Here is an 18004-nt window from a genome sequence, read left to right on the forward strand (position 1 = left end):
ATGATGGGAATGGGTGAGTACCCCGCCTGCCGATACGCTGCAAGCACCTGTTCATCACCGGCCTGCAGCAGGCCAGGAGTGCCGCATCATGAGTCGTCCCCGTAACCAGATCAATCTTGGACTGAGCGCTTGTTTGTGCGTTTCGCTGTCGGCGATTGCTGCCGAGGGTCCCACGGTTCATGTCTATAACTGGTATGACTACATCGGCCCCAACACCCTCCACGACTTCAAGCTCGACACGGGTATCGAGCCGGTTTACGACACCTTCGACAGCGCCGAAGTACTGGAAGGCAAACTGCTGACCAGCCGCAGTGGGTACGACGTGGTGGTGGCGAGCAACTTCAGCCTGCCGACCCTGATCAAGGCCGGTGCCCTGGCACCACTGCCCCGCGCACAGATGCCGGACTTCAAGAACATGGACACCGATCTGCTGGCGAAACTGGCCAACAACGATCCGGGCAACCAGTACGCCGTGCCGTATCTGTGGGGCACTAATGGCATCGGCTACAACATCGACAAGGTCCGCGCCGCCCTGGGTGACAAGGCGCCGGTGGATTCCTGGGACCTGGTGTTCAACGAACAGAACCTGGCCAAGCTCGGCCAGTGCGGTGTGGCGATGCTCGACTCGCCAGCGGAAATGCTGCCGGTCGCCCTGCACTACCTGGGCTTGCCACCGAACAGCACCAATCCCGAAGACTACAAAAAGGCCGAAGCGCTGCTGCTCAAACTGCGTCCGCACATTGCCTACTTCAACTCCTCAAAGTTCATCAGCGACCTGGCCAACGGCAATATTTGCGTAGCGGTGGGATGGTCCGGCGCGATGCTCGAAGCCAGGAAAAATGCCGAGCAGGCCAACAACGGCGTGAAGATCGCTTACAGCCTGCCGAAGGAAGGTGCGCCGGTCTGGTTCGATACGCTGGTGTTGCTCAAGGACGCACCGCATCCGGAGCAAGGCCTGGCCTTCATCGACTACCTGATGCGCCCCGACGTCATCGCCCCTGTCAGTGATTACCTGTCCTACCCCAACGGCAATCGCAGCGCGACGCCGCTGGTGGCCGAAGCGACCCGCAACAACCCGGCGGTTTACCCGTCGGCCGAGGCGCTAGCCACGTTATTCACCCTTCAGCCCTTGCCGCCGGCCACCGAACGGGTGCGCACGCGGATCTGGAGCAAAGTGAAAAACGGTCAGTAATCCCAGCGAGACCTGTAGCAGCTGGCGAAGCCTGCGTTCGGCTGCGAAGCAGTTGTATTTTCAGAACACTCGGTATGTCAGGCGAACCGAGCAAGCCGGCTCTAAGACTGCTGCGCAGCCGAACGCAGGCTTCGCCAGCTGCTACAGGGATCGCGTCAGCCACGCATTTTTTGAATGCATTGAAGATGAGAAAAACGATGAAACCACGTGCCCGCGACTTGAACATCCAGTTCGGCCAACTGCAACCCGGCCCCCTTAACGCCATCACCGATGTGCCCGGCGTGCGCGTCGGCCACAGCGATGTGCGCGGCCGCACCGCCAGTGGCCGCGACATTTTCACCGGAGTGACCCTGATCGAACCGCGTGCCGGGTCTACCAATCAGCAACCGTGTTTCGCCGGTGTCCATGTGCTCAACGGCAACGGCGACGCCACCGGCCTTGAGTGGATTCGTGAAGCCGGGCTGCTGACCAGCCCGATTGCCTTCACCAACACCCACAGCCTGGGCGTGGTGCGTGATGCGCTGATCGCCCTGGATCGTCAGGCCCAGCCCGATGATGGGCGACTTTACTGGAACATGCCGGTGGTGCTGGAGACCTTCGACGGCCTGCTCAGCGACATCAACGGCTTTCATGTGAAGCCCGAGCATGTGGCCGAGGCCCAGCGCAATGCCGCAGGCGGACCGGTGAAGGAAGGCGCGGTGGGCGGTGGCAGCGGGATGATCTGTCACGAATTCAAGGGAGGCATCGGCACGTCTTCGCGCCAATTAAGCAAGGCTCAGGGCGGCTGGACCGTCGGCGCCATCGTCCAGGCCAACCATGGCATTCGCAACGAACTGCGCGTCGATGGTTACCCGGTCGGGCGCTATATGGAACAGGCTGATTCACCGTTCCTCCGGGCATCGCTGCCGTATCCGGGGATGGGCTCAATCGTCGTTTGCCTGGCCACCGATGCGCCGCTGCTGCCGCATCAATGCACGCGCCTCGCGCAGCGTGCCAGCCTCGGGCTCGCCCGTACCGGCGGCGGCAACGAAGACCACAGCGGCGACATTTTCATCGCCTTCGCCACCGGCAATCAACACGTGCCACCGGCCGCTTATGAAGGCAAAGGTGCGCCCACCTGCGACAACCTGAGCATGGTCAACAACGACCACATCAGCGAGTTGTTTCTGGCCGCGACTGAAGCGGTGGAGGAAGCGATCATCAACGCCCTGCTGGCCGCTGACACGACTGAAGGTAACGGCCACACCGTGCCGGGACTGGACGCGAAAACACTGCTCAAGGCATTGCGCCAGGCCGGTTGGCCTGGGGAACAGTCGGGATCTGAAGACGCTGTTTAACGATGACGCCCGATGCACTGCATCGGGCGGCTATCGCTTACTTTTCCAGGATCAACAGCGGCGTATCTTTTTTCACGAGGTAGGTCGCCAGCTCAGAGGCTTTGCCGTCACCGACGTTCTTCGCCACGTGCGCAGTGCCTGCTGGGATGTACAAGGAGTCGCCGGCTTTGAGTGTCACTGGCGCCCGCCCTTCGAGCTGATACTCAAACGTACCCGAGATGACGTAGGCGACTTCCACCCCAGGATGGGAATGCTTGGGGGATGTGACGCCCGGGTCGAAATCGACACGAACCTGAATCACCTCACCCTTGGAGATGTCGAGGTCCTGGCGCACCAGGTCCGTACGGTGAAGGCCTGTCTGCCAGCTTTTTGCCGGAGTGGCTTGCGCGGGCGCTTTCACTTCTTCAGCCGCGAATGCGTTGAGTGATACAGCGGCAGCCAGGGCGATGCCGAGCAGGCCTGCGGTGTGACGGGATTTGATACGGGACATCGCAATTCTCCAATGAATGCCGCGGTTGCGGTGGCTTCATTAGGAGGTCGCTGTGTATCGCGCAGGTGTCGAAAAAAGCATGGTTTTGTATGCCCAGGTAACTACTGGCGCTGGGGATACGTTCGGATACAACGCGCAGGCACGTCAGTGCGGTACGCCCAATTTGGTCACGATGTCTTCTGGTTGGAGGCGTCGTCCATCCGTTGAAACCAACTGCAGTTTCTGGATCGGCTGACGATCCTTTGCATCGACCATCACGGATCCCGCTTCGCCGGGCTCGTACAAAAACTCGTTGCCCCACTGCGAGAGGGCAATGAGGACGGTCTGCAAGGCCCTGCCCTTTTCCGTCAGCACATATTCCTTGTAAATACTGCCGTCAGCGGCCGGTTCCAGGCGCATCACGCCTTCTGCCACCAGGCCCTTGAGGCGGGTGCTCAAAATGTTCTTCGCGACGTTCAGGCTTTTCTGAAAATCACTGAAACGCTTCGAGCCTGAGAGCGCCTCACGAATGATCAGCAAGGACCACCAGTCGCCAATGAGATCCAGGGATCGAGCAATCGGGCAGGGACTGCCCTGCAAACTTTTGCGCTTCACGTAACCGAACCTCCAACAAAAGGGTGCCAACGCTGACGCTAATTAGTCAGATGGCAAGTGGTTGCATAATACAACCAACGCTGGTAAAAATCACTTCCATTGGTTTCATCATGAAACCGATAGTCCGATTTCGAGTGATTCCCTGTGCCAAACGCACAGTGATTTCGCCCTCAATGGTTGCATGATAAAACCGTAGGAGATTCCCAATGAAACTGGCTGGAAAAACTGCATTCATCACCGGCGGCAACAGCGGCCTTGGCCTGGCCACCGCCAAACTGTTCATCGCTGAAGGCGCAAAAGTCGCGATCACCGGTCGCAGTCAAAAAACCCTGGATGAAGCCCGCGAATCGCTGGGGCCAAACCTGCTGGCGATCAAGGCAGACCTGACCGACGTGAAAGAGATCGAGCGCGCCGTTGCCGAAGCCGTCGCGGTGTTCGGCAAACTGGATATCGTATTCGCCAATGCCGGCATTGCGGGTTTGACCCCGGTCGGCGGCACCACACTGGAAACGTTCCAGAACATCATCAACACCAACCTCACCGGTACATTTTTTACCGTGCAAGCAGCCGAACCGCACCTCAATCCGGGCGCTTCGATCATTTTGAACGGGTCGGTGCACGCCGATATGGGCTGGCCTGCTTACAGCGCCTACGCCGCCACCAAAGGCGCCGTTCGCTCCATGACACGAGTGATGGCCGCAGAATTTGCCCCGCGTGGCATTCGCGTCAATCAAATTACGCCCGGGGCTGCACGCACGCCGGTCTGGAACCCTCACGCCGCCAAGGTTGGAATGGATGCGCTGGAGGAAAAACTCAAGACCACTATCCCGCTTGGGCGCATCGGTGAAGCGCATGAAGTTGCTACCGTGGCGTTGTTCCTCGCCTCCAGCGATTCTTCAAACGTCGTAGGCGCGGAAATTGTCGTCGATGGCGGTGCAACCAGCTCGCCACTGGGCGCACCAGCTCACAGAAAAAACTGGCAGGCGTAACGGGATTTGTATCGGTGTGTATTTTCGCTAGCGATCTTACACAGCGTTACACAACCACCGGATCAGGACACATAGGCACTACATAAAGGTGAAAAAGTGGGGACCTCACCCCGTCGTCCATAAACCAGCGGCAGAACGGGTGAGGCCCCCAACCTTTAGCAGGAACCCCGTCATGATCAATGAAATCGACACCGTGCTTTATACCGGCAAGACCCACACCATCGGCGGCCGCGACGGCGAGTCGCGAAGCGATGATGGACGTCTGGACATCAAGCTTTCCCCGCCTGGCTCTTCAGGCGCCGGCACCAATCCCGAGCAACTGCTGGCTGCAGGTTGGTCGGCCTGCTTCATCGGTGCGATAGGCAAAGCGGCAGCCGCGTTGAAGGTCACTTTGCCGAGCGATGTCGCCGTAGATACCGAAGTGGATCTGGGCAAGACCGAAAACGCCTTCTTCCTCCAGGCACGCCTCAATGTCAGCCTTCCGGGACTGGAGCCTGATGTTGCAAGAGCGTTGGTCGATGCCGCGCACCAGACCTGCCCGTACTCCAAAGCGACCCGTGGCAACATCGACGTCACGATCAATCTGATCTGATCCGGGCACCTGATGCGGCCTGCTTTCCCAGCAGGCTGTACCCGATAGCAGTTTTCCATCCTGCCACTTTTCCGGAAGGATGAAATCGGTCTAAAAAGCCCGGTATGCGCTGCGCAGCCTTTGCTATTCTAAAACCTGTAGGTGAAGACGCAGACTGATGCGCAAGTGGATAGCGAGGAAGCGTGGGGCGCGCTCCAAAGGGTACACGGTTAGAAAGATCTCCGAGGTGAGGTCCAGCCCTTATGCCGTGTGAAGCAGGACAGCACAAAACTGTTCTGTCAGAGGCCTGATAAACCTTGTAAGCCAGAGACCAGCGCTGGCCACCTACTCGATTCCAAAGCCCGCCTTGTGCGGGCTTTTTCGTTGCGCAGAATCGGGAGCCAATGCCACCTCCCCAATCATTCGACCATTCGTCGCCAAGCCCCCACTCCCCCTCTTGACTTGGATTGGCGACTGCGAGAGTATTATTTACATCGCATACGACACAAACGTACACGACATATAAACAAGCCCTAATGCACCTTTGAGGATTCACCCCATGAGCAAGATCGAAAAAGTCCTGGCCTCCGGCAAAACCCATACCACCATGAGCAGCACTGGCACCACTTCCCGCGGCCATAACGGCAGCCTCGACATCGTGCTTTCGTCGCCCGGCAACACCAAGCCAGTCCATGAATTCGAAGGCACCCAGCCGCACCCGAAAGCCGAGCAATTGTTCGCCGGTGCATGGTCGGCCTGCTACATCGCCGCCGTCGGTCTCGCCGCCAAGCAAAGGAACGTTGAGCTTCCAGCCGATTTGTCCGTCGATATCGAAGTCGACCTGGGCCAGACCGGCGACGCTTACTTCCTCCAGGCACGCCTGACGCTGCGCGCTCCAGGCCTGGATCACGGTGTAGCGACGGAAATCGCCCACGCAGCAGACCAGATCTGCCCGTACTCGAAAGCAACACGCGGCAACATCGACGTGGCCCTGAACGTTCTCACGGCCTGAAATACCGGGAAGCTTTAGTACCCTTTTGCATCTGTAGAAGCACCTTATATGTCGCATGCGATGTAAGCGCACACGAATTACAACCCTATTGAAAAATTCAGGTAATCACCCATGAGCAAGATCGAAAAAGTACTGGCCACCGGCAAAACCCACACCACCGCCAGCCGCACCGGCAACACCTCGCGCGGCCATAACGGCAGCCTCGACATCGCCATCTCGTCGCCCGGCAACGCCCAGCCTGCGCACGTGTTTGCCGCTACCCAGCCGCATCCGGCCGCCGAGCAACTGTTCGCCGGGGCATGGTCGGCCTGCTACACCGCCGCCGTCGGGCTGGTGGCCAATGATCTGAACGTGGTGCTGCCGGCGGACATGTCCGTCGACATCGAAGTTGACGTCGGTCAGACCGGTGCGGATTACTTCCTTCAAGCTCGTTTGACCCTGCGCGTGCCCGGCCTGGCAGATGACATTGCGAAGACGCTGGCGCACACCGCCGACCAGATCTGCCCGTACTCGAAGGCAACGCGCGGCAACATCGACGTGGGCTTGAACGTCCTCACGGCGTGATGCGCGGCGCGGCGGGTTCGACTCTCTACGTCGAACCTGCCCTTGCCGTTTATCACGTGCTGGCTTAGAGCACTTACGACACCATCGCACACGAGGTATATTTCACGCACGCGACAAAGCAGTCTTTGACGAACGAGGCGACACATGAAATCCACTACCGACAACGTGGTACCCGACGACCTGAAGCTCTCCGACTTCCTGTGTTTTGCGGTCTATTCAACCAACCTCGCGTTCGGCAAGGCGTACAAGCCGATCCTCGAACACCTGGGCCTGACCTACACGCAATACATCACCATCGTTGCGCTGTGGGAGCAGGATAATCAGACCGTCGGCAGCCTCGGCGAAAAGCTGTTTCTTGAATCGAATACGCTCACGCCGATCCTGAAGAAACTGGAAGCGATGGGCTTCCTGCAACGTCAGCGCGATCCTGAAGACGAGCGCCAGGTGCGCATCAACCTGACGAAACAAGGCAAGGCGTTGCGCGAAGACCAACCGGAAAACGGCCTCGCCGCTGCGACAGGCCTGACGCAAGACGAGTTCACGCTGCTGCAGAAGGCGATCGTGACCCTGCGCAATAACCTGATCAAATCAATGAACACTGAGGAGTAAGCGATGACCACGCAAACTGAAACCGCAATCCTGGCCGGTGGCTGCTTCTGGGGCATGCAGGATCTGATAAGGAAACAAAAAGGCGTGCTGTCGACGCGCGTCGGTTACTCCGGCGGCGATGTGCCCAATGCGACGTACCGCAACCATGGTACTCATGCCGAAGCGATCGAGGTCGTGTTTGATCCGGCGATCACCAGCTACCGTCAGATCCTTGAGTTTTTCTTCCAGATCCACGACCCGTCGACGGCCAATCGCCAGGGCAATGACATCGGCCTCAGCTACCGTTCGGCGATTTTCTATCTGAACGAAGAGCAGCAAGCAGTGGCCGAGGACACCGCAGCCGATGTGGACGCCTCGAAAATCTGGCCCGGCCGGGTCGTGACCGAAATCGTGCCCGCCGGCCCGTTCTGGGAGGCAGAACCGGAGCATCAGGATTACCTCGAACGACTGCCAACCGGTTACACCTGTCATTTCATTCGGCCGAACTGGAAACTGCCGAAGCGCGCATGACGCGGTTAAGCCTGGGTTCCAGCCATGGAACCCAGGCACCGTTGCGTCAGGTGTTGGTTTTCAACTTGGTCCACAGACGTGTGCTCAGCCGTGCAATCGCGGCGGGCAGGTCTTCGACGGTGAACAACTTGTCCATGACGCTTTTCGGCGGGTAGATCGCCAGGTCCTGTTTCACCGCCGGATTCACCAGCGTGTCCGCCGCCAGGTTCGGGTTGGCGTAATGGATGCTGTTGCTGATGTTGGCGATGACGTCAGGCTTCAACAGGTAGTTCATGTACGCGTAGCCATCCTTTTCATGGGGCGCGCTCTTGGGCATGACTACCATGTCCAGCCACAGCGTCGAGCCTTCGTCCGGGATCGAATAGGCGATCTCGATGCCGTTCTTGGCTTCCTTGGCGCTGGCCGCCGCTTGCACCACATCACCGTTGAAGCCGATCACCGCGCAAATATTGCCGTTGGCCAGGTCGCTGACGTACTTGGACGCATGGAAATACTGGATGTAAGGCCGGATCTTGAGCAACGCCTGCTCGGCTTTCTTGTAATCGGCCGGCTCATGGCTATGGGGCGGCAGCCCCAGGTAATTGAGGGTGATCGGCAGGATTTGCGTCGGGTTATCGATAATCGCCACACCGCATTCACTCAACTTCTTGATGTTGTTCTCATCAAAAATCAGGTTCCAGGAATGGGTGACATCGGTGGTGCCGAAGATCGCTTTGATTTTCTCGACGTTGTAGCCAATACCGGCCGTGCCCCACATGTATGGGTAGCCGTACTGGTTGCCCGGGTCGTTGACCTCGAGCTTTTTCATCAGCGCCGGATCGAGGTTTTTCCAGTTGGGCAGCTGGCTTCTGTCCAGCTTCTGAATCGCGCCGGCCTTGATCAATCGCGACAGAAAATGGTTCGAAGGGCTGACCACGTCATAACCGGTGTTGCCAGTCATCAGTTTTGATTCCAGCACTTCGTTGCTGTCGTGAATGTCGTACGTCGCCTTGATCCCGGTTTCCTTGGTGAAGTTGACCAAGGTGTCGTCGGCGATGTAGCCGTTCCAGTTGGAAATATTGACCTCTTCGGCCGCGTGAGTGGCCGCCGAAAACGCCGTGAGCGCAACCATCAGGGAAATCGTATTGACCTGCATGTTCAATCACCTTTTTGTTCTTTTGTGATAACCGGAATCTAGATTTCTGTCCTGGCCCGGACGGCTTCGACGCGCATCCGAAACAGCGCGCCAATGTCGAGCAAGGGCCGCGGCGGGAGCCAGCCGGGCTGCGCTCGATCCATCACGGAATCGAGGATGGGCGAGCCGACACCAGACGCCAGTTCGGCAAGCAGTCGCCCCCAAAGAGTGCCGCGCGCCACGCCCGAACCGTTGCAGCCGGCCACGGCAAATACACCCTCTTCCACCCTGGAAAAAAACGGCTGCCCGGAGCGCGAGGCGCTCAAGTGTCCGGTCCAGGTGTGCTGGATATCCTGCTCGATCAGCCACGGAAAACGCCGCTGCAAACCCACGACATGGTGCTGGCGACGGATCGCCAGTTCATCGCCGGACAAATCTCGCGAGCGGTATTCCGCGGTGTTGCGGATCATTACCCGACGATCGGGAGTCAGCCGCACCGTGGCGCCAAGCGGACGGGTGGACAGCACGCCCCATGGCTCGACACTGCCGATGTTGCGAAATTCTTCGTCACTCAACGGTCGCGTAAGGCTGGCGCTGAGTTCCATGGCAAAGGTGCCGCTGTCCTGGATGCCGGCTCGCGGCACGAAGGCGTTGAGGCAGATCAGCACCTGCCTGGCCTCGATGCTGCCATCGATGCCGTTGGCCCGCACGCGCCCTTTACCCAGGCGTTCAAGGCCGGTGATGTCGGTGTTTTCGTAGACAGTGACCGACTCCGGTAGCGCCTCCAGCAAACCCTTTACGTACTTCGCCGGTTGCAGCAACGCATTGCCCTTGCCGCACCAGATCGCGGCGCGGTAATGCCGGGTGCCGAGTTTTTGATTCAGTTGCTCGCCTTCGAGAAACTCTGCGGATGCGCCAAGTGCTCGCAAGGTTTGCAGCTTCTCGTCAATGTGGGTCAACTTGCCGGGATCGCTGACGGCGAAGAAATAGCCCGAGTCCCGGAAGTCGCACTCGATGCCATGACCGGCAATCATCTTGCTCACTTCCGCACTGGCGGCACGTGAAATCGTCGTGTCCACTTCAAACCCGGCAAACCCGGAATTGCCAATCAATTCATCGTTGGCGGGGTGTTCGTGGGCCACCACAAATCCGGAATTACGCGCCGAAGCGCCCTGCGCCGCGCGCTGCCGGTCGACCACCACGATGCGCGCCTGCGGGTGCATTTGCGCCAGCGCATGGGCGGCACTCAGGCCGGTAATGCCGGCACCGATGATCAGCCAATCAGCCTTTTGCGCACCGATCAGACGCTCGCGTGCCGGAGCACTTCCTGCTTGCGCGATCCAGCCACATTCATTATTCATGCGTCACCTGCCTAGACTGTCATTCTTAGCCAGCGCATGCGGTAATTGCATAGGCAATCTGTGATGGCGGCTGCTAGCGCTAGAATCTATTAGGTCTTCGGTGATACAACCAACGTTATAAATTCATTGAGCTATTCACAAAACGCATGGATAAAATTCGTCACGTCCCTTCCCTTCAAGCCATGCAGGCACTGGTGGAAGTTGCTGATTCGGGCAGCTTTACCCAAGCGGCGCAGAAACTCTGCCTGACCCAAAGCGCCGTCAGCCGGCAAATACAGCAGCTGGAAAGTCATTTCGGCGTGCCGATGTTCATCAGGAGCAGCCGCAGCATTCGCCTGACCCCGGAAGGCGAACAGGTATTGGCCAGCACGCGCAGTATTCTCGAACAACTGAAAACCCTTGAGGATCGGCTGTCTCCGCAGAAACGCCCGTTTCGCATCCGCATGCATGTGTCGCTTGCGGTGCGCTGGTTGCTGCCGAAATTGAGCGATTTTTATCGCTGTCATCCGGACATTTCCCTATCGATCGAAACCGTGGCGACGGAGATCGTCGAGCCGGCCAGTGACAGCGACGCCTACATTCTCTATCTACCCGAACCGTCCAGCGATCCAACCTGCCTGACCCTGTTCGAGGAAGCGCTGGTGCCGGTGTGCGCGCCCGGCCTGGCCAGCGCCACCCAGCCGCTGGCGTCGATGGAGGATCTGGTGCGCTTCCCGCTGCTGCACCGTTCGGCCGACCAGCAAGCCTGGATTGAGTGGTTGGCTGCCAATGAAGGCAAGCCGCTGGGGGACTATCGGCACATCCCCTTCAACCTCGACGAGTTGGCGCTTGATGCGGCGGCGCGAGGGCTTGGGGTGGCGGTGACGGATCTGACCCTGGCGCAGGAATCGATTGATCGCGGAGTGCTGGTCGTTCCGTTCGGCAGCCCGTTGAAGACCCGAGGCGTCTATTCGCTGTGCGTGCAACCTTCGGCGGCGTCTCATCCGGCGTGTGCGCTGGTTATGCAATGGTTCGCCGGGCAGGCTGAACAGGACTGTGGGAGCCAGCCTGCTGGCGATGAGGGTGTGTCAGTCAAAGAATAGGTGCCTGTCAGACCGCTATCGCGAGCAGGCTCACTCCCACAGTGTTTTTGTGTTTATCCAGGGATTCAGGCTACTTGTTGCACCACGCCCCGCTCCTCCAGCAACCTCACAAACATGGTCAAGCTCTGCGACACCGTCCCTCTGCGCCACACCAGCCAGGTGCGTAAATACCGGAAGGATTGCGACAACGGCCAGACGCTGACCGTGGTGCAGCCCGGCATGCTTTCGAGCATGCTGCGCGGCATCAGCGCCAGGCCTGCACCGGCGCTGACGCAGGCCAGCATGCCGTGATAGGACTCCATTTCGAAGATTTTCCCGGGCACCGCGGCGTCCTTGCTGAACCAGCTTTCGAAGTGATGTCGGTACGAGCAATTGGAGCGGAAGGCATAGATGTTTTCGCCGTTGACGTCCCGCGCGCGATAGATCGGTGAATGGTTGAGCGGCGCGATCAGCACCATTTCTTCCTCGAACGCCGGCACGCCTTCCAATGCCGGGTGCAGCACCGGTCCATCGACAAACGCAGCGGCCAGTCGGCCCGACAACACACCGTCGATCATGGTCCCGGAAGGTCCGGTGGACAGGTCGAGCTCGACCTTGGCGTGCTTCTGGTTATAGGCGGCAAGCAGCTCAGGGATGCGCACCGCCGCGGTACTCTCCAGCGATCCCAGCGCAAAGGCGCCCTGGGGTTCTTCACCGGCCACCGTCGCCCGGGCTTCCTGCACCAAGTCGAGAATGCGCCGGGCGTAATCCAGAAAACTCCAACCGGCCGGCGACAGGCGCAGGCGGCTTTTCTCGCGGATAAACAGGTCCACGCCGAGATCCTGTTCCAGTTGCTTGATCCGCGTGGTCAGGTTCGACGGCACCCGATGGATGTGCTGGGCGGCCACGCTAATGCTGCCGTGTTCGGCCACTGCTTTGAAAATTTCCAGCTGAACCAGGTCCAAGTCATTCTCCAAACGTGAACGATATGCTCAGTATTATTCAGTTTCCAGAAAACAAACGCCACCGTAACCTGAGCGCATTCTCACCTTGCAGGACGGTGCCATGACCAACGTTTCCAGCCTCACCCACGCCATTTCGATCAACCCCGCCAACGGCGAGCAGATCGGCCACTACCCTTTTGAATCCGATTCGGCGCTGCAAGCCGCACTGTCCCGCGCCGCTGCCGGGTACCGCGTCTGGCGCAGCACCGCGGTTGCGCAACGTTCACAGCTCCTGATCGCCCTGGCTCAGGCATTGCGTGACAACGCAGCAGCGATGGCGAAGATGATTACCCTGGAAATGGGCAAGCCGATCACTCAGGCACGCGGTGAAATTGAAAAATGTGCGCAGCTCTGCGAGTGGTACGCCGAACACGGCCCCGCCATGCTGACCGCCGAGCCGACCCTGGTTGAGGGTGGCAAAGCACGCATCGAATATCGCCCGCTCGGCCCGGTTCTCGCGGTGATGCCGTGGAATTTCCCGATCTGGCAGGTCCTGCGTGGCGCCGTTCCTGCGCTGATTGCCGGCAACACCTACGTGCTCAAACATGCGCCGAACGTGATGGGCAGCGCCTATCTGCTGCAAGAAGCCTTCAAGCAAGCCGACTTCCCTGAAGGCGTGTTCGAGGTCATCAACGTCACGCCGGAAGGTGTTTCCACAGCGATTGCTGATCCGCGCATTGCGGCAGTCACCCTCACCGGCAGCGTGCGCGCCGGCATGGCCATCGGCGCGCAGGCCGGTGCGGCGTTGAAGAAATGCGTACTGGAACTGGGCGGTTCGGATCCTTTCATCGTGCTCAACGACGCCGACCTCGACGAAGCGGTCAAAGCCGCTGTGATTGGCCGTTATCAAAACACCGGGCAAGTCTGCGCAGCCGCCAAACGCTTGATCGTCGAGCAAGGCGTTGTCGAAGCGTTCACCCGCAAGTTCGTCGAAGCCACGCGCAAACTGGTGGTCGGCGATCCACTGGCAACCGAAACGTACATTGGCCCGATGGCTCGCTTTGACCTGCGTGATGAACTGGATCAACAGGTGCGCGACACCCTGGAAGAAGGCGCGACGTTATTGCTCGGCGGCAAGAAGGCTGAAGGCCTGGGCAACTTCTACGAGCTGACTGTCTTCGGTGATGTCACCGACCAGATGACCTCGTTCAAGCAGGAATTGTTTGGCCCGGTGGCCTCGATCATCACCGCCCGCGATGCAGCCCATGCGCTGGAACTGGCGAATGACAGCGAATTCGGCCTCGCCGCGACGATCTACACCGGCAACGTGGAACGTGCCCAGCAGATGGCCGGCGAACTGGAAACCGGTGGCGTGTTCATCAATGGCTACTGCGCCAGCGACCCGCGTGTCACCTTTGGCGGCGTGAAGAAAAGCGGTTTTGGCCGCGAGCTGTCGCACTTTGGGGTACGCGAGTTCTGCAACGCGCAGACCGTGTGGCTGGATCGTCGCTGATCGCCTCCAGTGGCCCGGAAGTCGTTTGATTCCCGGGCCACCACGCTTTACTCGTTCAAAAAATACACCTTGTTAACAATCATCCAGCGTTCATTGATTTTCAGTAACGATAGATAATCCGTGAAGCGCATGCCGACGTAATCATCAATGACTTTTACGGCGGCGGCATCACCCGTTATGTCAACGCTAACGGTTTGCCAAAACGGTTCGACCTCTTTGGCCGCCGGGCCTTCGGCCTTGATCGCGCTGATGAAGTCCTCCAGCGATAACCATTCCAGTGCTTGTTGATAGTGACCGATGATGCGACAAGCAGGATGAAAAGCCTGCCGCAGCAACGCTTCGTCCGCGAAAACCATGCCCTCCACGTAATTGCGCACCACAACACCGATGTGCTCTTTGTCCATCGATTGAGCCGTCATGTCATACCTCCAACAGACTCATCCCACCTCAAAAGTCTAGCACTGCGCCCCGGACATTCTCGGGCGGCGGCTATGCTGATGAAGGCAACTTTTCAGGAGGAGCTCAAAGATGTCGCTGACGCTTTACTACCATCCGCTGGCCTCGTACTCCTGGCGATTGTGCGGCGACCCCGGCGCTGTTCTATGCCAGCACTCTGCAACCGATCCCCGACGATTGCCGCCACTTGAACGCGTATTTTGAGAGGTTGATGACCCGGCCGTCAGTCCAGCGGGTCCTCGACGAGGCCAAACCCTACTTCTCGATGTATCCGTTTGCCGAGGCCATCCCGGAACGGTTTCGCTAGGGCTTAACCGACAATATCGATCAACTGCTCACGCTGTGCACCGGTCAGCATCGGCCCGAATCCGGCACCGGCATTCTCCGCCATGTAGCGCGGGTTGCCGGTGCCGGGAATCACGCAGGTCACCGCGGAATGCGACAGCAGGAACTTCAGCGCCATTTGCGCCCAACTGTTGACCCTCACGTCCGCCGCCCAGCGTGGCAGGGGTTTGTCCTTCAAGCGGGTGAGCAAGTCGCCGCCACCGAACGGCCGATTGCAGATCACCGCCACGCCGCGCTCGCGACACAACGGCAGGATGCGTTTCTCGACGCCACGATCGTCCAGCGCATAGTTGATCTGCAAGAAATCCAGTGGCTCGGCCTTGAGCACCGCTTCCACCTCGTCATACGCCGAGGCCGTGTAATGGGTGATGCCGATGTAGCGGATGCGCCCCTCTTCCTTCCATTTGCGCAAGGTCGGCAGATGGGTTTGCCAGTCCAGCAGGTTGTGGATCTGCATCAGATCGATGCGATCGGTTTGCAGCAACTTGAAGGACTGTTCCATCTGCGCGATGCCTTCTTCGCGACCCCGGGTCCAGACCTTGGTGGCCAGGAATGCGGGCGAACGCGGCTCATGAATCGACAGCAATTCACCGGTCGTCTCTTCGGCCCGGCCGTACATCGGCGAGCTGTCGATCACCGTTCCACCCTTCTCGAACAATGCACGTAGAACGGCGGGCAGCTGTTTGTAGGCGGGGCTCGAAAGCTCGACATCAAAACCGCGATAAGTGCCCAACCCGACGATGGGCAATGGTTCGGAGCTGGAAGGAATGGCGCGGGTCTGCATGTTCTTGCCTCCTGTTTCCTTCGACGGCGTGGTTTCAGCAAAGACCGGGCCGAAGGTGAAAACCGCCGAAGCACCGGCAGCCAGCGTGAGTATTTGGCGACGCGTGTACCGATCAGTGTGGCTCATGGAATTGCCCTTCCACAGTTTTGCTGTCCGCCGTTTGTTCCTGGCGCCTGGCCAGCCAAAGGCATAACCAGCCCCACAGCCCGGCAAACGGCACGATCAGCAACGCCACCAGACCAAAACCCGCGCCCAAGGCCGTCAAACCGACCGACAACCAGCCACTGGCGGCATCTCCGCCGCGATACACCAGGGTTTCGATCACATTCTTGGCCTTGTACTTTTCCTCGCGGCTGACCACGGTCCACAACACCTCCCGCGCCGGACGCACGATGGCAAACTCGACCGCACGACGCAGCCCCTGCGCCAGGGCGACGGTGGCGGGCACGGGCGCCAGGGCCATGGCGGTAAAGGCCACGAGGGTCGCCAGTGGCAACGCCGCCAGCGTCCCGCCTACACCGACCAGACGAATCAACGGCGCCGTCAGCAGCAGTTGAAAGATCAAGGTCAGTGCCGACACGATCAAATCGACCACGGCGAAGAATTGCGTCCGGCTGGCCACATCAGCATAGCTACCCGCCACAATCCGTCCCTGCTCGAAATACAACAAGGTCGCAGCGCTGGTGTGCAGCAGCATGAATAGCACCAGCCCCAGCAGATAAGGCGAGCGCAAAATCAGCGTGATCCCGCCCAGCATGCTGCCGCCCATGCGCCGATCATCCAGCAAGCGGCTGCCGGACTGCGACCGGGTCCGGGCCAGCAGCGCCCGATAGCAGCGCACCGCGATTTCCAGCAGCAGCGCCGCCGCAACGGTCAACGCCACCGGGCCCAAACGCGTTGCCATGGTCGCCGCCAGCAACGGCCCGATGAACGTGCCCAGGGTGCCACCCGCAGCGATGAAGCCGAACAACCGCCGTCCTTGTTCGCTGGAAAACCGATCAACCAGCACGCTCCAGAAAATCGTGACGATGAACAGGTTGTAGATGCTGATCCAGACGAAAAACACCCGCCCGACAGCCACCGGCGCGATGTGGTTGGCGATCAACACGCCAAACACCAGCATCGACGCGGCGATCACGCGATAGATCAACGGCACGAAACGCGTGGCCGGCAGCCGCGAGGCCAACGCACCAAACACCGGCACCATCAGCAGCATCACCACAAAGGTCGCCGTGAACAGCCACTGCAACTTGTCGGCACCGCCCTCAAGGCCCAAGGCATCGCGCAGCGGGCGCACCAGGTAATAACCGGCCAGCACGCAGAAATGGAACGCGAACCCGAGCATCAGGGCGGTTCTTTCGCCGGGTTGCACATTGAGCCACTTTGCAGCCATGGGCATGGACGCCCTCCTCTGTAGCCGGGCTCGGAATGCCCCGCTACCGATGAACTAAACTCTGGCTCCAATCCCGTGGATTGGGTTCCTCAGCCCAGAGCCGTCAATGTCGCCCACTAAAGTTAGTCGAATGCCACGAACCCTAGTCTTAATCGTCGTCATCCTGGCAGCGTTTTACTTGGCGCTGTGTGCGGCGCTGTTCGTGTTTCAGCGCGCGCTCATCTACTTCCCGCAACCCAGCGCCATCGAGACGCCCGAAACGCTGCTCAAGCTGACGGTGGAGGATGCGCAGGTGATGGTGTCGGTAAGGCCCCACGACGGACCGAAGGCGCTGATCTATTTCGGCGGCAATGCCGAGGACGTCTCTCGCAACCTCCCCGTATTCGCGCAGGCTTTCCCGGAGCATGCGATCTACTTGCTGCACTATCGAGGCTTCGGGGGAAGCTCCGGCTCGCCGTCCGAGGAGGCCATCCAGCGCGATGCCATGACCTTGTTCGACAAGGTCTACGACACTCATCCGCACATCGCCGTGGTCGGGCGCAGCCTCGGTTCGGGGGTCGCCGTGCGCCTTGCCAGCCAGCGCCCGGCCTCCCGCCTGATCCTGATCACGCCCTACAACAGCCTGGAAGACCTCGCCGTGCGCCAGTTCCCGTGGTTTCCGGTGAAGTGGTTGCTACAGGAGCGGTTTGAATCATGGAAGTACGCGACGCACATCACGATACCGACGCTGTTGATCGCCGCGGAGCACGACGAAGTCATACCGCGCTCAAGCACGGAAGAGCTATACACGCATTTCGCCAAAGGCGTTGCGACGCTGCGGGTCATACCGGGCGTGGGCCACAATTCCATCTCCGAGAGCCCCGAGTATCTAAAGTTGCTGGGCGATGCGTTGTGAACCATGCCACACCGCGACCCGTAGCAGCTGTCGAGCCTGCGAGGCTGCGTCCAGCTGCGCAGCAGTCGTAAAACCAGTACTCGCAGTGTATCAGTCAGACCACGGAAGCCGGATTTACGACTGCTGCGCAGCCGGACGCAGCCTCGCAGGCTCGGCAGCTGCTACAAAGTAAGAGTGTGAGTCATAGAGCCCATCGATCACTCGGTCATCAACAGTGATTGGACGCACAGCCCACAGGCTCTTAGCCTGCGCCCGATCTGAATCACCCGT

Annotated in this window: 19 protein-coding genes and 1 pseudogene; 12 read left to right on the forward strand and 8 right to left on the reverse strand. The window is 59.6% G+C overall.

Annotated elements, in window-relative coordinates; all coding sequences use genetic code 11:
- Positions 1-88 precede the first annotated feature (88 nt).
- On the forward strand, positions 89-1192 hold the full coding sequence (locus ACYZT8_RS16680; RefSeq protein WP_461974306.1) for a polyamine ABC transporter substrate-binding protein: 1104 nt from the start codon (positions 89-91) through the stop codon (positions 1190-1192).
- 197 nt (positions 1193-1389) lie between these two features.
- Positions 1390-2529 (forward strand): DmpA family aminopeptidase, encoded by a 1140-nt coding sequence (locus ACYZT8_RS16685; RefSeq protein ID WP_461974308.1) that lies wholly within the window; start codon positions 1390-1392, stop codon positions 2527-2529.
- A gap of 37 nt (positions 2530-2566) precedes the next feature.
- On the opposite strand, the gene ACYZT8_RS16690 is transcribed toward ACYZT8_RS16685, so the two are convergent.
- Both ACYZT8_RS16690 and ACYZT8_RS16695 read right to left on the reverse strand, forming a co-directional pair.
- Positions 2567-3019, reverse strand: coding sequence for a cupin domain-containing protein (locus tag ACYZT8_RS16690; protein WP_461974310.1), 453 nt, complete (start codon positions 3017-3019; stop codon positions 2567-2569).
- A 144-nt stretch (positions 3020-3163) separates the two neighbouring features.
- Positions 3164-3613: a winged helix-turn-helix transcriptional regulator gene (locus ACYZT8_RS16695; RefSeq protein WP_461974312.1), complete on the reverse strand. Its 450-nt coding sequence runs from the start codon at positions 3611-3613 to the stop codon at positions 3164-3166.
- Positions 3614-3819: 206 nt separating this feature from the next.
- Here ACYZT8_RS16695 and ACYZT8_RS16700 point away from each other — a divergent pair, with 206 nt between their 5' ends.
- The 6 genes from ACYZT8_RS16700 to msrA all read left to right on the forward strand — a co-directional run bounded on the left by ACYZT8_RS16700 (position 3820) and on the right by msrA (position 7868).
- Complete coding sequence (locus tag ACYZT8_RS16700) at positions 3820-4602, forward strand: SDR family NAD(P)-dependent oxidoreductase (protein WP_461974314.1); 783 nt, start codon at positions 3820-3822, stop codon at positions 4600-4602.
- Positions 4603-4774: 172 nt separating this feature from the next.
- On the forward strand, positions 4775-5194 hold the full coding sequence (locus ACYZT8_RS16705) for an organic hydroperoxide resistance protein (protein ID WP_461974316.1): 420 nt from the start codon (positions 4775-4777) through the stop codon (positions 5192-5194).
- Positions 5195-5732: 538 nt separating this feature from the next.
- Positions 5733-6185 carry an Ohr family peroxiredoxin gene (locus ACYZT8_RS16710; protein WP_461974318.1) on the forward strand — a complete coding sequence of 151 codons (453 nt, stop codon included), beginning with the start codon at positions 5733-5735 and terminating at the stop codon, positions 6183-6185.
- 111 nt (positions 6186-6296) lie between these two features.
- On the forward strand, positions 6297-6749 hold the full coding sequence (locus tag ACYZT8_RS16715) for an Ohr family peroxiredoxin (protein WP_461974320.1): 453 nt from the start codon (positions 6297-6299) through the stop codon (positions 6747-6749).
- Positions 6750-6893: 144 nt separating this feature from the next.
- Complete coding sequence (locus ACYZT8_RS16720) at positions 6894-7358, forward strand: MarR family winged helix-turn-helix transcriptional regulator (protein ID WP_461974322.1); 465 nt, start codon at positions 6894-6896, stop codon at positions 7356-7358.
- 3 nt (positions 7359-7361) lie between these two features.
- The gene (msrA, locus tag ACYZT8_RS16725; RefSeq protein ID WP_461954488.1) at positions 7362-7868 is read left to right on the forward strand and encodes a peptide-methionine (S)-S-oxide reductase MsrA; all 507 of its coding nucleotides are present in this window, start codon (positions 7362-7364) and stop codon (positions 7866-7868) included.
- A 46-nt stretch (positions 7869-7914) separates the two neighbouring features.
- Here msrA and ACYZT8_RS16730 read toward each other — a convergent pair whose 3' ends face one another.
- Together ACYZT8_RS16730 and ACYZT8_RS16735 are read right to left on the reverse strand one after the other, a co-directional pair.
- Positions 7915-9003 (reverse strand): polyamine ABC transporter substrate-binding protein, encoded by a 1089-nt coding sequence (locus ACYZT8_RS16730; RefSeq protein ID WP_461974324.1) that lies wholly within the window; start codon positions 9001-9003, stop codon positions 7915-7917.
- A gap of 38 nt (positions 9004-9041) precedes the next feature.
- Positions 9042-10343 (reverse strand): NAD(P)/FAD-dependent oxidoreductase, encoded by a 1302-nt coding sequence (locus tag ACYZT8_RS16735; protein ID WP_461974326.1) that lies wholly within the window; start codon positions 10341-10343, stop codon positions 9042-9044.
- A 146-nt stretch (positions 10344-10489) separates the two neighbouring features.
- Between ACYZT8_RS16735 and ACYZT8_RS16740 the strand changes: the two genes are divergently transcribed.
- Entirely contained in the window at positions 10490-11425 is a 936-nt protein-coding gene (locus ACYZT8_RS16740; RefSeq protein WP_461974328.1) for a LysR family transcriptional regulator, read from the forward strand.
- Positions 11426-11490: 65 nt separating this feature from the next.
- On the opposite strand, the gene ptrR is transcribed toward ACYZT8_RS16740, so the two are convergent.
- Positions 11491-12369 (reverse strand): putrescine utilization regulator PtrR, encoded by an 879-nt coding sequence (gene ptrR / locus ACYZT8_RS16745; protein WP_461974329.1) that lies wholly within the window; start codon positions 12367-12369, stop codon positions 11491-11493.
- A 100-nt stretch (positions 12370-12469) separates the two neighbouring features.
- Between ptrR and ACYZT8_RS16750 the strand changes: the two genes are divergently transcribed.
- Positions 12470-13861: an aldehyde dehydrogenase family protein gene (locus ACYZT8_RS16750; RefSeq protein ID WP_461974330.1), complete on the forward strand. Its 1392-nt coding sequence runs from the start codon at positions 12470-12472 to the stop codon at positions 13859-13861.
- A 47-nt stretch (positions 13862-13908) separates the two neighbouring features.
- Here the strand turns inward: ACYZT8_RS16750 and ACYZT8_RS16755 are convergent, their stop codons facing one another.
- Entirely contained in the window at positions 13909-14280 is a 372-nt protein-coding gene (locus ACYZT8_RS16755) for a nuclear transport factor 2 family protein (protein ID WP_461954495.1), read from the reverse strand.
- A 152-nt stretch (positions 14281-14432) separates the two neighbouring features.
- Between ACYZT8_RS16755 and ACYZT8_RS16760 the strand changes: the two are divergent.
- Positions 14433-14624: pseudogene (locus ACYZT8_RS16760) on the forward strand (glutathione S-transferase family protein); the annotation flags it as partial.
- 3 nt (positions 14625-14627) lie between these two features.
- Here ACYZT8_RS16760 and ACYZT8_RS16765 read toward each other — a convergent pair.
- On the reverse strand, positions 14628-15572 hold the full coding sequence (locus ACYZT8_RS16765) for an aldo/keto reductase (RefSeq protein ID WP_461974332.1): 945 nt from the start codon (positions 15570-15572) through the stop codon (positions 14628-14630).
- Positions 15559-16845, reverse strand: a complete 1287-nt coding sequence (locus ACYZT8_RS16770) for an NTP/NDP exchange transporter (protein WP_461974334.1) — start codon at positions 16843-16845, stop codon at positions 15559-15561. The genes ACYZT8_RS16765 and ACYZT8_RS16770 overlap by 14 nt, the downstream gene beginning before the upstream one ends.
- A 100-nt stretch (positions 16846-16945) precedes the next feature.
- Between ACYZT8_RS16770 and ACYZT8_RS16775 the strand changes: the two genes are divergently transcribed.
- On the forward strand, positions 16946-17734 hold the full coding sequence (locus tag ACYZT8_RS16775) for an alpha/beta hydrolase (RefSeq protein WP_461974336.1): 789 nt from the start codon (positions 16946-16948) through the stop codon (positions 17732-17734).
- Positions 17735-18004: the final 270 nt, after the last annotated feature.

This window comes from Pseudomonas sp. LB3P93 (genome assembly GCF_054898025.1).

What these genes read in the sequence shown, in the direction of transcription:
- ACYZT8_RS16680 (WP_461974306.1), top strand. Translation starts at nt 89, where the DNA reads ATGAGTCGTCCCCGTAACCAGATCAATCTTGGACTGAGCGCTTGTTTG.
- ACYZT8_RS16685 (WP_461974308.1), top strand. Translation starts at nt 1,390, where the DNA reads ATGAAACCACGTGCCCGCGACTTGAACATCCAGTTCGGCCAACTGCAA.
- ACYZT8_RS16690 (WP_461974310.1), bottom strand. Translation starts at nt 3,019, where the DNA reads ATGTCCCGTATCAAATCCCGTCACACCGCAGGCCTGCTCGGCATCGCC.
- ACYZT8_RS16700 (WP_461974314.1), top strand. Translation starts at nt 3,820, where the DNA reads ATGAAACTGGCTGGAAAAACTGCATTCATCACCGGCGGCAACAGCGGC.
- ACYZT8_RS16705 (WP_461974316.1), top strand. Translation starts at nt 4,775, where the DNA reads ATGATCAATGAAATCGACACCGTGCTTTATACCGGCAAGACCCACACC.
- ACYZT8_RS16710 (WP_461974318.1), top strand. Translation starts at nt 5,733, where the DNA reads ATGAGCAAGATCGAAAAAGTCCTGGCCTCCGGCAAAACCCATACCACC.
- ACYZT8_RS16715 (WP_461974320.1), top strand. Translation starts at nt 6,297, where the DNA reads ATGAGCAAGATCGAAAAAGTACTGGCCACCGGCAAAACCCACACCACC.
- ACYZT8_RS16720 (WP_461974322.1), top strand. Translation starts at nt 6,894, where the DNA reads ATGAAATCCACTACCGACAACGTGGTACCCGACGACCTGAAGCTCTCC.
- msrA (WP_461954488.1), top strand. Translation starts at nt 7,362, where the DNA reads ATGACCACGCAAACTGAAACCGCAATCCTGGCCGGTGGCTGCTTCTGG.
- ACYZT8_RS16730 (WP_461974324.1), bottom strand. Translation starts at nt 9,003, where the DNA reads ATGCAGGTCAATACGATTTCCCTGATGGTTGCGCTCACGGCGTTTTCG.
- ACYZT8_RS16735 (WP_461974326.1), bottom strand. Translation starts at nt 10,343, where the DNA reads ATGAATAATGAATGTGGCTGGATCGCGCAAGCAGGAAGTGCTCCGGCA.
- ACYZT8_RS16740 (WP_461974328.1), top strand. Translation starts at nt 10,490, where the DNA reads ATGGATAAAATTCGTCACGTCCCTTCCCTTCAAGCCATGCAGGCACTG.
- ACYZT8_RS16750 (WP_461974330.1), top strand. Translation starts at nt 12,470, where the DNA reads ATGACCAACGTTTCCAGCCTCACCCACGCCATTTCGATCAACCCCGCC.
- ACYZT8_RS16755 (WP_461954495.1), bottom strand. Translation starts at nt 14,280, where the DNA reads ATGACGGCTCAATCGATGGACAAAGAGCACATCGGTGTTGTGGTGCGC.
- ACYZT8_RS16765 (WP_461974332.1), bottom strand. Translation starts at nt 15,572, where the DNA reads ATGAGCCACACTGATCGGTACACGCGTCGCCAAATACTCACGCTGGCT.
- ACYZT8_RS16770 (WP_461974334.1), bottom strand. Translation starts at nt 16,845, where the DNA reads ATGCCCATGGCTGCAAAGTGGCTCAATGTGCAACCCGGCGAAAGAACC.
- ACYZT8_RS16775 (WP_461974336.1), top strand. Translation starts at nt 16,946, where the DNA reads ATGTCGCCCACTAAAGTTAGTCGAATGCCACGAACCCTAGTCTTAATC.